The following is a 13,752-nucleotide window of genomic DNA, read 5'->3' as shown; positions in this document are numbered from 1 at the left end:
GATCAGGGCCGGAATGCGCTTGCCCATGCGTTCATTGATCTTTTCCAGCAGTTCGGGGCTGCGTGCGCCAATCACTTCGGTGCTGGGAAAGGAGATAAACGGCACGTCGGGCCAATCGGCTCCGGGTTCGCGCACGGCGTCGTCTCCGTAGGGGCGGTACACCAGCGTCATGCCCTGCGCCTTGAGGTCATTGATCAGCGCAGTATTGGGGCCAGCGGGCAAAAAGCGTGGATCGGTGGCCCATTCCACCCACTGATAACCGCCGATCTGTACCAACCGGGTGGGAATGGTGTAGCGGGCAGGCAGGCTTTCAGCCACACCGGGCTTCAGAGAACGCAGGTAGGACTTCTGGGGCACCGCGCCCTGACCGGGAAACTGCACAGCCAGATCGGAGCCGTCCTGAAAGTACACCTCGCCGCGCTGTTGCAGGCTGCCGATGGTGTCTTCGTAGACCGCCACACCGTTCAGGCCCAGCGCCTTGTAGCGGTCCAGCAGCGCCTGTGGGTCTTGTCCGTACCGCTGCGCCTGAGACACCAGATTCGGGTAATCCATCACGTACGACGTGGTTTTCTCGGACTGCTCGAAGGTGACGCGCCCGTAGGCCAGGATCAGCGCCGGGATCAGCGACAGGAAGATCAACCCCAGCAGCAGGGGCGCGAGGCGGTGGCGGGTGGGGGTGGGCACGGGTGGGCCGCCCTGTGAATCGGGCAGAGGAAAACGGGTGGCGGGGTTCGGATCAGTCACAGGGCACATCCTAAAGTGGGAAAGAGCAGGCGCGTGGGCACAGAGCAGGTGGCAACACAGAGTGAGCGCGGGGCACAGAGAGTGAACAGACAGTGCAGAGGCGGCCACCGAGCAGAAACAAAACGGGCCAGCCTATCCTCAGCCGACCCGGTGAATCATCCCCCTATCGGATGAGTCCACTGTTGGAGAGGGCACGGGTCTACCACCCGCCGCCTAGACGGTGGACCGGATGCGGGCTGCCAACATGTCCAGCGCGGGTTCGTTCATGCCGCCGTGCGGAATGATCACGTCTGCGTAGCGCTTGGTGGGTTCCACGAAGCTCAGGTGCATGGGCCGTACATAGTCCAGATACTGCGTAATCACGCTTTCGGGGGTGCGCCCACGTTCCTGGGTATCGCGCAGCAGGCGGCGAATAAAGCGCACGTCGGCATCGGCATCCACGAAAACCTTCAGATGCATCCGCTCACGCAGTTGTTCGTCGTACAGGGCAAAAAAGCCTTCCAGCACCACCACCGATCCTGGCAGCACGGTGGTGGTCTGGTGAGACCGGGTGTGCTTGGTGAAATCGTATTCGGGCATGGCAATCGGCACACCCGCCAACAAGGCGTCCACGTGTTCGCGCAGCAAGGCCCAGTCGAAGGCTGCCGGGTGGTCGTAATTGGTGTGCAGGCGGGCCTCGAAAGGAATCTCGGACTGGTCGCGGTAGTAGTTGTCCTGGCTGAGTACGGCCACGCCCTCGCTGCCTACGGTTTCGATCACTCGCCGGGTCACGGTGGTTTTGCCACTCCCCGATCCACCCGCCACGCCGATCACGAACGGCTCTGTTTTACTGACGCTCATGGGGCTACCGTCCCGGAAGTGGTGAGGCGTGAGCGGGAAGTAGGAAAGGCGTGGTGGCCGATCAAACTCCACTCCATACAACTACCGCAACCCCCAGCAAACCCGGCCCAGTCTGGCCCCAGCACATCTTTTCCCACTTCCCACTGCCCACTCACCACTAACTTGCTCCCCATTAACACTTTCTCCTTCATTTGCCGTGTCCCAGGCTGCCGATCAGGTCGATACGGCGCTCGGCCATGCGGCGGGCCACGATATGGGCCGGTTTGCCGTACTGCTCGGCTACCGCTGTGATCCGGTTGATGGTCTGATACACGCGCTCGGCGGCCTGTTCGGGCGTAGTTCCCTGCGCGGCGGCAATCAGTCCGGCGGCATTGATGGCGTAATCGGGCATATAGATGATTCCAGCTTCCTTCACGGCAGCCTCTCCGCGCCGCGTCAGTGGGTGATGCTCGCCGCCCGCGATCAGGCGACATTGCAGGCGCGGCACATCGTCGGAGCGCACCGAGTGCCCGTAAGCGCAGGGCGCGAAAATATCGCAGGGGGTATCGAGCAGTTGGTCGGCGGCCACCACCTGCACACCGTCGAGCTGATCGGCCAGGGCTTCGGCCCGCTCCGAGCGGAAATCGGCCACCGTCAGGCGTGCGCCCTCACGGTGCAGGTGTCCGGCCAGCGTGCGGCCCACGGCTCCGACACCCAGAATAGCCACCCGCACACCGCGCATACTTTCGCTGCCCAGAGCAAAGCGGGCGGCGGCCTTCATGCCCCGGTACACGCCGTACCCGGTCACGCTGCTCGTATCGGTATTCACGCCCAACGTGGCGGGCGTTTCCTGTGCCACAAACGCGATATCGGCGGGCGATACTCCGATGTCTTCGGTCAGGACCACCCGCGATTCCAGCGGGCGCACCTGCCGTCCGAGCGCCCGGAACAGGGCTTCGCGGGCGTGGGGATCGTCCACACCTGCTTCGGGCATCATCAGGACGCACGCGCCGCCGCCGTAATTCAGGCCAGCCAGCGCGGCCTTGAGGGTCAGGCTTTCGCTGAGGGCTAGTGCACCGCGCACCGCCAACTGCTCGTCCTGTGCGCCGAGCCGCACGCCTGCGATGGCTGGCCCAAGCACCGTGGAATGAATAGCCAGGGCCGCCCGCAGGCCGCTGGGTGCATGGTGCAGCAGCGTCAGGGCTTCGTGGCCCCGCGCCTGCATCTCTTCCAGAATCAGCATGAAGGCTGCTCCTGCGATTGCCTCAGATGCATGTGCCTCGTCCCGACTGACTGCCAGAACAAAACCCGCTTCTGCACGGTGATTTCTCGAACTTCCCTCATGGGGACTGGCCGCCTGGTGACTTCCTGCATGGTGACTCCCTGACGCGCACAGGGGCGCGGTAACGCCAAGCAGGGTAGCACCGCGCCACCAGAACTGCGCTGATGACACTGCACTGCCCTGAACCCTGAGTGCTCTGTCCAGCCTGCCAGAAGCCGAAGTCAACTGACCCGAAATCACCCCAAAAGACAGACTATGGGCCTTACGGCAAGGCCGACACCCCCATTGCCCCCCGCGCACCCCGCCCTCTAGCACGAAAATTGCACGCTTTAGGCGGGTCTGTTCGATAGAATGCCTCTCAAGAATGTCTATAACGATGCACGCCCAAGGGGGAAGTTGATGATGGATAGGATTGCTCCGCTCGCCAAGATTCTGGCAGAAGCAAACGGGATTGACTGGCAGAGGCTCAACGGCACGGGCGAGGGCGGGATGGTCGTGGAGCAGGACATCCTGAACTACCTGTCACGCGTCATGAGCGGTGAGGAAGAGCCGCCCGAAACCCCTGTGGATCTGCCGCCGCCCGACTGGGAAGGCGACCTCGCCAACAGCAATTTCGACATGGCCGCGCTGAGTGCGGCGGGTGTAGACAGCGACATCACGTCGTTTATCGAGCAGGCCCGTCCCGCTGCCCCGCAGGTTCCTGTCACGCCCGCCGCCGCCTTTGAAGAAGAGGCGATGGAATTCGAGATGGACGAAGGCGAGGACGACGGCGAGGATCTGCTGACCACCGAGCCGCCCGTGATCGCGCCCGCCGCACAGACCGATGTGCCTGAAGTGGCCGCTGCCGTCATGCCCGAGCCTGAACCCGTACAGCTTGCACCTGCACTGTCCGAACCTGTGCCGGAAGTGCAGCCCGCCGCTGCCGTGGTCCCGGAACGTATCGTGGTGGCCGAGCCTGTGCAGCCTGAGCCTGTACAACCTCAGCCCGAGCCTGTGCGCCCCGAACCCATTCAGGTTCCTGCTGCCGCTGCCGTGGTTCCGCCCGCTGCCGCTGCCAGCAAGGGCGGCCTCGGCGGACTGCTCTCGCGCCTTTACCAGAACCGCGCCGCGCCGCAGGACACCCCCCCTGCCGCTACTCCTACGCCTGCCCCCATGCCCAGCATGGTCGGCCCCGCCTTTGCCACTCCCAAGGCAGAGGTGCCAGAGGTGGCCGCTCCCCAGATCACCGTGCCGGACATCGCCGCGCCCGTGATCCCCGATATCGCCGTGCCTTCGCTGGCCGTCGCAGAGGTGGCCGCTCCCGAGTTGGCAGCCCCTGAACTCACCGCAGCCGACCTGAGCATCGAAGCCGAGCAGAACACCCCCGACTTCAGCGCCCCGCAGGTGGACGCCCCTCTTGCTGGCGATGCAGCGCAGCCTTGGACCAGCAAAGACGACGTGGTGCCGGTTGCGGCTTCCGCGCCCGAAGTGCAGCCCACATCTGTATCTATGCCTGCCTCTGTGCCCACGCCCGACCCGGTGGCCGATGCCATGGCCGGAGCAGCCGTTGCTGCCAGTACTCCTGCTGTCAGTGCAGCCTCTGCCCAGGATGCCACCGCCGCGTTGCCCCGCGACGCCGTCTGGTTCGGTACCTACCTGCGCCGCGACGCTCAGGTGGCTGCCGCCGCCGACCTGCGCGAGCAACTCAGCGAGGCCCTGAGCCGCGATGTCCCGCTGGCCCTGCTGGTGGCCCGCGCCGCCCAGCACCACGCCGCCATTCTGGACCTGAGCGCCGTTGCCATCCAGGACCCGAGCACGGGCCGCACCCGCAGCGCCAAACCCGGCAGCCTGCGTGACGCCGTGACCGCTCTGGACACCGACCACGACGGCACGCCCGACCTGTTGATCGTGGACGCCGGACTGCTGGACCTTGACGACCTGCATTACCCGCATGCCCTGACGCTCAGCGTGGGCCGTGTGCAGGGAGGCCGCGCCGCCCTGACCCTCAACGGCAACGTGGACACCGAACGCGCCGCCCGCTTCCTTGCCAGTGTCGCGCAGACGCTGGAGAAACCAGTGATTTTGCTGGTCTGATCGGATTAAAGCCTGAACGTGAAGTGTGGGAGGTGGATCGTGATGATCCCCTCCCACGCTTCTGGTTATGGGCAAAAGATCCAGCGGGTTTTGCTGGAATGGACTCCTGCGGGGTAAGACTGCCGCTGATGGCCCAGGGCTTCTAGCTCTGCCTGCGCCCATTCCGGCCCCCGGCGGGGTACACTGAATTACGGTGCTGTGCGCCGTGCTTTTTTTTGCTTTGCCGCAGCGTCGGCGTGAGCAAAAAGGGCAAGTCTGCGCGTGCGGCAGGAGGCTGAAATGCCCGGAATTGCAATTATTGGTGCCCAGTGGGGAGACGAAGGTAAGGGAAAGATCACCGATTTCCTTGCTCCCCGCGCAACATTTATCGCCCGCTATCAGGGAGGCGCGAACGCAGGCCATACCGTGACGGCCAAGGGTCAAACCTTCAAACTGAATCTGCTGCCCAGCGGCGTGCTGCACGAAGGCACGGTGTCGGTGTTGGGCGACGGCATGGTCATCGACCCCCAGAAATTTCTGGAGGAACGCCAGAATCTGCTGGATGCGGGCCTGAATCCTGACCTCAGAATCAGCGACCGGGCACATCTGGTCCTGCCTCACCACAAGTTCGTGGATGGCCGCAAGGACTTTGTGGGCACCACCGGGCGCGGAATCGGCCCTGCCTACGCAGACCGGGCGCGGCGCGTGGGCATCCGCTTTGGCGACCTTGCCGACGACGGCGTGCTGCGCGAGCGTGTAGAGCGGCTGCTGGAGGCCAAACCCAACAGCACCCGCGACGCAGGCTGGACGAACGCAGAAGTGGCCCTCGAAGCCCTCGCGCCCACCCGCGAAGCCCTGCTGCCCTTTGTGCAGGACACGGGCGGGCAACTGCGTCAGGCCATCAAGGAGGGCCAGAACGTGCTGTTTGAAGGCGCTCAGGCCACCCTGCTGGACCTGAATTACGGCACCTATCCTTTTGTCACCAGCAGTCATCCCACGGTGGGCGGCGTGCTGGTGGGCGCGGGCGTGAACCACAAGGCCATTCACCGCGTATACGGCGTCGCCAAAGCCTTCAATACCCGCGTGGGTCACGGCCCCTTTGCCACCGAAGTCTTTGGAGATATGGAACTGCGCCTGCGCGGCGACGGCTCCAAGCCCTGGGATGAGTTCGGCACCACCACGGGCCGCGCCCGCCGGGTAGGCTGGCTGGACCTGGAACTGCTGCGCTACGCCGTGGACGTGAACGGTCTGGACGGTCTGGTCATCAACAAGATGGACATTCTGGCGGGTCTGGAGACCATTCCGGTCTGCACCCACTACGACGCCGACGGCCAACCTGTGTACCGCCAGATGCCCGGCTGGGCCACCACCGACGGGGCCGACAGCCGCGACACCCTGCCCAAGCAGGCGCAGGCGTATCTGGACCTGATCGAAGAAACGGTCAACTGCCCGGTTGTCATCTTTTCGTGTGGCCCCGCCCGCGAGCAGACCTACGGAGCCGTGGACTGGGTTTAAGTAGGTCGTGGGCTGTAGGACAGGCATCCAGGGGGCTAAAGAGGCGCAACTGCGTCGCTCATTTACCCTCCATGCGAGGCTTGACACCCTGACCTCTCCCTGACCTCTCCCTGACTCCCCCCACCGCTCTGCCCCCAATTCCAACCTCCCGCCTGAAATCCATCAGACAGTTGCCGCGAGTGGCCTTGGCCTACACTCGCGGCATTCGATTTGTCGGCCCTCCCACCGGGCGACACTGGAGCTGTGTACTTTGACCACCACCAAGCCCGATGACACTGATTTCGACCTTCTTGATCCCGATCAGCCCGCTGAACATCCCCTGGAACTTTCGGCCCGGCCCGATCTGAAGGGACTGACCCACGATTGGCTCTCGGCCATCGGTGAAGACCCGGAACGCGAGGGGCTGCTCAAGACGCCCGAGCGGGTTGCCAAAGCGTGGGGATTTCTGACAGGCGGCTACACCCAGACCCTGACCGACGTGACCAACGACGCCGTCTTCGAGGCTGAGGGCAGCGAGATGGTCATCGTCAAGGACATCGAGTTCTATTCGATGTGCGAACACCACATGCTGCCGTTCTATGGCCGCGCCCACATCGCCTACATTCCAGACGGCAAAATTCTGGGCCTCAGCAAATTTGCCCGGATCGTGGACCTGTACGCCCGCCGCCTTCAAGTGCAGGAACGCATCACCACCCAGATTGCCGACGCCGTGCTGGAACTTCTGGCTCCCAAGGGTGTGGCTGTACTGATGGAAGGCGTTCACCTGTGCATGGCGATGCGCGGCGTGCAAAAGCAGAATTCCAGCACCACCACCTCGGCCATGCGCGGCCTCTTCAAAGATGATGCCCGGACCCGCGCAGAGTTTATGAGCGCCGTGCAGGGCACGCTCCGCAGCCGCTGAACGGGAAGAACTGCCCCAGTCCCTCTCCTGCCTGAGCCTGATCCCGGTCTTGAGGGAATAGCTGCCCCCCATCAGCACGGCGAAAAACTCACAGCATCTCCCCCCCTCGGCGGAGTATTCAGAGTGCAGAGTGGGAACAGATATCGCTGGAACCAGAACAGGACAGTGGGCTGGCGATCATGGGCTTTGCTGAAGTCCTGTTTAATTTTTGCCTGCTGGTCACCTGCATTTTCGGCCTGAGCCTGACCTACCGGGAATGGCCGGTGCGCCGCAGGATTCGTGAGCATGCCCTGCGGGTGGGTCTGGCCTCCGCTTTCTCGCTCTTGCTGATGGTGTTTTCTCTTCAGGACAACGGCTTCCGGTTCGATCTGCGCCTGGTGCCGCTGGCCCTGATCGCAGTGCGCTACGGTATGGGCGTGGGGGCACTGGCCGCCCTGCCGCTGATCCTGTGGCGCTGGCTGGAAGGCTGGCAGGGTGGAGTCGCCGCCACCATCAATATTGCATCCATGCTGCTGATAGTGGGCCTGCTGCGTTCCAGACTACAGATTCTGGTCCTGACCCCTCAGAACATCTGGCTGCTGCCCTTGCCCTTCATGGCTGTCAATCTGGTCATACTGGCCTTTCCGGAAGGCCGGGCCATGTTCTGGCAGGTGTACCCTCTGGGGCTGCTGCTCAACACCACGGGGCTGGGCATGGCCGCCGTCATTTTGCTGTCCCGCTTCGAACTGCTGCGGGTCACGCATGCCTTCCGCACGCAGGCCCTCACCGACCCACTCACGGGGCTGGGGAACCGCCGACAGTTCGACACCGACCTTGCGGCATTGGATGTAGGGGCGCAACTCGTGCTGCTGGACCTGGATCATTTCAAGGTCGTGAATGATCGGTACGGGCATCATGTGGGCGATCAGGCGTTGCAGGGCGTAGCGCAGGTGCTGGGGCACGATGAGCGGCAACAGGTCCGGGCCTACCGTGTAGGCGGCGAGGAGTTTGCCCTGCTGACCGATCTGGGCAGCGAAAGCCGCGCCTGTGCACTGGCAGAAAGCGTGCTGACCAACGTGGCTGGGCAGGGGATGGCACTGGCCGGAGTCTCAGCTTCCAGCGACCTACCGCTCGCCACGTTGACCCTTTCGGCGGGCCTCGCCACACGCCGCCCCCATGAACTGCCCCATGACCTGTTTCGGCGGGCCGATGAAGCCCTGTACCTGGCCAAAACCCAGGGCCGTAACCGCCTGGTGTGCAGCACCGACCTCAGCCATCCGCCAGCCACGGCTGCTTCCAGGCAGGTCAGCAGCGCTGCGGTACAGGCCAACGTGCCCCTTGTGGGCAAACTTCCCCTGGTGCCTGTGCACGCCGGAACAGATTGGGAAGCCTCCGAACTCAGGTCCATCAAAGCTGCGTCAGCCGGAGCAGGTCTGGCCAGGCAGGCCGTTGCAGAGGCGATCAGCAGTTCGGCAGAGACAATGACCTGGGTAGAGGCCGACCCGCAGGAAGTCGCCCCGCTCAAGGCTCTGCCCCGGTTTACGCTCTGGCAGTCTCTCAGGACCACGGTAGATCTGCTCTCTCAGCACCGCAGCATCACCGACGCAGACTGGGCCGAGTTGCTGCGGCTGGCCATCGCCTGTGTGGGCGGCGCAGAGGCAGGGTCGCTGAATGTGCGTGAAGGGCGGGAGTTCCGTCTGTGTGCTGTAGAAGGGTACGATTCGGCGCTGGTGGGGCTGCGTCTGAGCGAACAATCTGAACTGAGCTGGTACGGCATGGGCCGGGAAAACTGGCAAAAGGGCACGGCCCGGGTACTGAATGCACAGGAATTACCCCAGGCCTGGGCACAATCCGACCCGCTGTATACCGAGGGGCAGGACGTGGCCTTTCAGACCGCAGGACGCCGCAGCGCCTTGAAAGCCAGCCTGTGCCTCCCTGTCGTTCTGGGCGGCGAAGTGGTGGCCCATCTGAATGTAGAGTCGTTCACCTCTGAGCATGCCTTCACGGCAGCCAGCATCGAGGTGGCCGGTACCTTTACCCAGCAGTTGGCTGCCCTGCTTCAGTTTCAGCAACGCTGGCGCGAACTCGACCTGCTGGCCGGATTGCATCTCCAGCTTCAGACCGATGGCGGACTGGCCGCCACGACTTCTGGGCCACTGGACTTTTCCTCATTGCAGGACGAGACCCGCCTGGAATCTCATCTCACCGAAACAGCGCTGGACCTGCTGCATGCCCATCAGGCAACCCTGCTGCGCTACGATCCAGCGCTGGATCAACTGAATTCCCGCACCATCGAGGGACACTACCGCGACCTTGGCCCGGTACGGCTGCCGCGTGGGCAGGGCCTTTCGTGGGCAGCGCTGGAAACTGGCAAGATCATGCGGAGCGCAGACATACGGGCCGATCAGAGAATCTACAGGCGCGAACAGTTGGGCCAGGATTCCATGATGACCGTACCGCTGTTTGGGCAAAAGCATGATCCGCTGGGCGTGCTGGTCGTGACCCGTGATGCTCACCGACCCTTTCAGCCTGCCGACGAGAATCTGGGCCTGATGCTCGCCAGCGTCGGTTCCCGCATGCTGGAACGCTACGCCCACGTGAACGACCTGCGCGAGGCCCTGGAAGCCGCACTGAACACGCTGGGCGTGGCCCTGGAAGTGCGAGATTTTGAAACGCAGGGCCATACCCAGCGCGTCCGGCACCACGCGCATGTGATGGGGCAGGCACTGAACCTTCCTGAAAACCGGCTGGTGGCCCTGCGGCACGGCGCGGCCCTGCATGACATCGGCAAACTGGGGATCTCGGACGCGGTCCTGCTCAAGCCCGGACGCCTGACCCCCGATGAGCGCCTGATCATGGAAACCCACGCGCCACTCGGAGCGGTGTTGGCAGCCCGCATTCCCTACCTGCATCCCGAAGCGCACGCCGTGATCCGGCATCACCACGAGCGCTGGGACGGCGCAGGCTACCCAGATCGGTTGGGCGGCGAACAGATTCCGCTGCTGGCCCGCCTGTTCAGTCTGTGTGACGTGTACGACGCGTTGGTGAGTACCCGTCCCTACAAACAGGCGATGCCCCCCGCACAGGCGCTGGAGATTATCCGGGCAGGGCGCGGCACCCAGTTCGACCCAGAGCTGACCGATTTGTTCGTGAAACTGTGGGAGGCCGGGGAGATCCAGTAGGCCGAAAAACGGGCAGCATCAAAGATAAGAACTGGAACAGGCAGGATTCAAACCTGTTCCAGTCGGTCTGTTCCGGTGAGCCTATTCCAGTTGACCCAGATTCAGGGCGGCGGCGTGGAGCATTTTTACGCCCGTTTCCAGACTGGCTTCGTCGATGGTGAAGCGGGGGTGGTGGTGCGGCCAGTGGCTGTCAGCGGCGTCGCTGGCACTGCCGACATTGAAGTAGGCTCCGGGCGCTTTTTGCAGGTAGGCGCTGAAATCTTCGCCGCCCATCGTGGGTTTGGCATCCTGATACAACTCGGGGCCAACCGTTTCCAGGGCGATTTCGCGCAGGCGGGCCGCCACCCAATCGGTATTGATCAGGGGCCGGTAGCCCAACTCGTAATTCAGCTCGTAGGTTGCGCCGTGTGCGTCACACACGCCCTTGATCACGCGCTCGATCAGTTGGGGGGCGCGTGCCCGCAGCTCGGCATCAAAGGTACGCACTGTGCCTTGCAGCAGGGCCGTATCTGGAATGACGTTGTGGGTGCTGCCGCTCTGGAACAGCGTAATAGACACGACCAGCGCGTCGAGGGCCGCCACATTCCGGCTGACCACATGTTGCAGATTGGTGACGACCTGTGCGCCCACCGCAATCGGGTCCACGGTCTGTTCGGGGTGTGCGCCGTGCCCGCCCTTGCCACGAATGGTCAGGGTCAGCATGTCGGGCGCGGCCATAAACGCCCCCGGTTTCACCGCCACCACTCCGGCGGGCAGCGAGGAATTCAGGTGCAGGCCAGTGACCACATCCACACCCTCCATCAGAGGCGTGTCCATCACCAGTTCTTCGGCTCCGCCCGGCCCGACTTCCTCGGCGTGCTGAAAAATCATGCGGATTTCTCCGGCCACCTCTTCGGGGCGCTCGCTCAGCAGTTTGGCAACGCCCAGCAAAATGGCCGTGTGCCCGTCATGGCCGCAGGCGTGCATCACTCCGGCATTCTGCGAGGCAAATTCAAAGGTGTTTTCCTCATGAATGGGCAGCGCGTCTATATCGGCCCGCAGGAGCACCGTGCGGCCTGCCTGTTGACCCTTGAGCACGGCCAGCACACTGGTCTGTGTGGGGCGCGACACGACCAGCCCAGGCATCTGCCGCAGCTCGGATTCGATGTACGCCGCCGTCTGATGCTCGGCAAAGCCCACTTCTGGATTCATGTGCAGGTGCCGCCGCCACGCCACGAGTTGCTCGGTCAGGGTGCTGGCCCGGTCAATGGATTGTGTCATGCCTGTAGGGTAGACCATTTGAGGGCCGTAGAACAGCAAAAACCCCAACTTTCGTTGGGGCGCGTGGGCTTGGGCCGGACCTGCGGTCAGGGTCAGTGTCCGTCCTGTCCGTCTCGCTCGCTGCTCAGGCGGCCTCCGCCTTTCACATCGTCGAGTTGGGTGGCCCCATTTTTCCGCATGATGCTCAGCGCTTCATCGGCCCGCTTGCTGTCAGGGTGGCGGGCAATGACCAGGGTGTGCCCGCTCTTGATGGCGTCGTAAAAGCGTTCGGCCTGCACTGGGGGAACACCCATCCGGCGCAGCAACTTCACGTAGTCGCCATGATCGGATCCGGCCAGCGCACCGAAGACCCCGCCGAGGCCCGCCCCGCCCAGCGCACCGAAGAGCATGCCGTAGATGCCGCCCAGTTGGTAGATGCGCGTTTCGGGAATGATCAGCAGGAGCAGCCAGATGGGAAGCGTGAGGGCCACACCCGCCACCAGACCGCCCAGTGTGCCGCGAATGACCGAGGCGCTGCCGCCGGGCGCACCCGCTTCAGGGCCGACGCCGGTGGCCTGCGCGATGTCGTCTTCCATGACCACGTCGGTCAGGGCAAAGCCGAGGTGGTCACGGTCAAAGCCACGCGCCTTGAGGGCTTCGAGGGCGCTCTTGGCCTGTGTAGGCTCGCGGAAGACTGCAATGACACTTTCCATACCCTGCCGTTTTAGCATGAGAAGAGTGTCAGATGTGAGGGACAAACTTCCGGGGGCATTGAGCCGCCCTTTGGCAAGCCGGACAGACTGGGGGGGATGGGGGCAGGGGGGTACTTTCGGCCCTTCCCTGCTGCGGCGCACTGCCTATACTGACAAGATGACTGGCGTGGTAGAAGTGGCTGTGCCGAACGTGGCCTTCGAGGGACGGCTGCGTGAAGTGTTGCGCTCCCGCGTGGAATTTATCGAACTGATCGGAGACGATCTGGTGGCAGCGGGCGGCAAACGGACCCGCCCCCTGATTGCCTTCTTGGCCGCTCAGGTGTTGGGCGCACATCCGGGGCGCGGCAACTGGAATGAAGTGGTGGATGTGGGCGTGTGCATAGAACTGCTGCATTCGGCCAGCCTGCTGCACGACGACCTGATCGACGACGCCGATACCCGGCGCGGCAAGCCTTCCGCCTTCCGGCGATTCGGCAACGTGGTCAGCGTGATGAGCGGCGATTTTATGCTGGCGCGGCTGCTGATGCTGCTGTCCAGCCTGCCCGGTGGCGCGGCCCTGATCCGTGCTTTCGGTCATACGGCCAGCGTGATCTGTGAGGGCGAGGTGCTGCAATTTCAGGTCGCCGCCTACGGCGAATACGCAATGGAGCATTATCTGGAAGTCATTCACGGCAAGACGGCAGCTCTGGTGGAGCTGGCCGCCAGTGCGCCCGCACTGCTGCTCTCGGCTCCCGCTGCCCAGCATGAAGCCCTTGCCACTTTTGGCCGCGAATACGGCATGGCCTTTCAGATGCAAGACGACCTGCTGGATCTGGCCGGAGAAGAAAGCAGCATCGGTAAACCGGTCGGCGGCGATCTGCGCGAGGGCAAAGCCACCCTGCCCGTGCTGTACCTGCTGGACGGCCCCCACGCCGACGAAGTGCGCGAGATTCTGGAACGCCGCGCTGCTGGTGAGGGTGACGTGGCCCGCGTGCAGGCACTGGCCGCTGCCGAAGGCGCACTGGAACGTACCCGCGACGAAATCCGTCGCCGGGCCGGGCTGGCGGTGCGGGCGCTGGAAACGTTGCCCGCCAACGAAGCCCGCAGCGCACTGGCAGCGTTGGCCCAGAAAGAGATCGAACGCAGTCATTAAACGCAGCTACCGAGGGCGTGGGCCAAACTCTCAGAAGTTGGCGACAGAACGCTTCCAGAGCGGGAACAGTGAGCGAAGCGGCTGACTCTGTCCTCATACCCTCAAATCCAAGACGATCTCCAGACCGTCCCAATTGACCGGACAGCCTTTTTGGTTCAGACTGACCCGCCTTCCTTCTCGTTTGGAAGGCGGCG

General features: G+C 63.7%; 10 protein-coding genes. 5 read left to right on the top strand and 5 right to left on the bottom strand.

What is annotated here, in order from left to right; genetic code table 11:
• The 3 genes from F561_RS0113020 to F561_RS0113010 form a co-directional block, all read right to left on the bottom strand.
• Positions 1 to 753, bottom strand: a 753-nt coding sequence (locus F561_RS0113020) for a DUF5693 family protein (RefSeq protein WP_425386922.1), incomplete at its 3' end; no start/stop codon positions are given.
• Between the two features lie 204 nt (positions 754 to 957).
• Entirely contained in the window at positions 958 to 1,584 is a 627-nt protein-coding gene (udk, locus tag F561_RS0113015) for a uridine kinase (protein ID WP_019010406.1), read from the bottom strand.
• A 187-nt stretch (positions 1,585 to 1,771) separates the two neighbouring features.
• Positions 1,772 to 2,806 carry a Glu/Leu/Phe/Val dehydrogenase family protein gene (locus tag F561_RS0113010; RefSeq protein WP_019010405.1) on the bottom strand — a complete coding sequence of 345 codons (1,035 nt, stop codon included), beginning with the start codon at positions 2,804 to 2,806 and terminating at the stop codon, positions 1,772 to 1,774.
• A gap of 438 nt (positions 2,807 to 3,244) precedes the next feature.
• On the opposite strand from F561_RS0113010, the gene F561_RS0113005 reads away from it, so the two are divergent.
• From F561_RS0113005 to F561_RS27235, 4 genes are all read left to right on the top strand, one after another.
• Entirely contained in the window at positions 3,245 to 4,918 is a 1,674-nt protein-coding gene (locus F561_RS0113005; RefSeq protein WP_245556515.1) for an E3 binding domain-containing protein, read from the top strand.
• A 279-nt stretch (positions 4,919 to 5,197) separates the two neighbouring features.
• Positions 5,198 to 6,412, top strand: a complete 1,215-nt coding sequence (locus F561_RS0113000) for an adenylosuccinate synthase (RefSeq protein ID WP_019010403.1) — start codon at positions 5,198 to 5,200, stop codon at positions 6,410 to 6,412.
• A gap of 319 nt (positions 6,413 to 6,731) precedes the next feature.
• Positions 6,732 to 7,313 (top strand): GTP cyclohydrolase I FolE, encoded by a 582-nt coding sequence (folE, locus tag F561_RS0112995; protein ID WP_040380689.1) that lies wholly within the window; start codon positions 6,732 to 6,734, stop codon positions 7,311 to 7,313.
• Between the two features lie 179 nt (positions 7,314 to 7,492).
• Positions 7,493 to 10,474 (top strand): HD domain-containing phosphohydrolase, encoded by a 2,982-nt coding sequence (locus F561_RS27235; protein ID WP_019010401.1) that lies wholly within the window; start codon positions 7,493 to 7,495, stop codon positions 10,472 to 10,474.
• Positions 10,475 to 10,555: 81 nt separating this feature from the next.
• Here the strand turns inward: F561_RS27235 and F561_RS0112985 are convergent, their stop codons facing one another.
• Positions 10,556 to 11,734 (bottom strand): M20 family metallopeptidase, encoded by a 1,179-nt coding sequence (locus F561_RS0112985; RefSeq protein WP_019010400.1) that lies wholly within the window; start codon positions 11,732 to 11,734, stop codon positions 10,556 to 10,558.
• 92 nt (positions 11,735 to 11,826) lie between these two features.
• Complete coding sequence (locus F561_RS0112980) at positions 11,827 to 12,444, bottom strand: general stress protein (RefSeq protein WP_245556514.1); 618 nt, start codon at positions 12,442 to 12,444, stop codon at positions 11,827 to 11,829.
• A 139-nt stretch (positions 12,445 to 12,583) separates the two neighbouring features.
• On the opposite strand from F561_RS0112980, the gene F561_RS0112975 reads away from it, so the two are divergent.
• Positions 12,584 to 13,558, top strand: coding sequence for a polyprenyl synthetase family protein (locus tag F561_RS0112975; RefSeq protein WP_019010398.1), 975 nt, complete (start codon positions 12,584 to 12,586; stop codon positions 13,556 to 13,558).
• Positions 13,559 to 13,752: the final 194 nt, after the last annotated feature.

This window comes from Deinococcus aquatilis DSM 23025 (genome assembly GCF_000378445.1).
GTDB lineage: Bacteria > Deinococcota > Deinococci > Deinococcales > Deinococcaceae > Deinococcus > Deinococcus aquatilis.
Note: the sequence above shows the minus strand (reverse complement) of the source record. Positions and strands in the feature narration are given on the sequence as shown.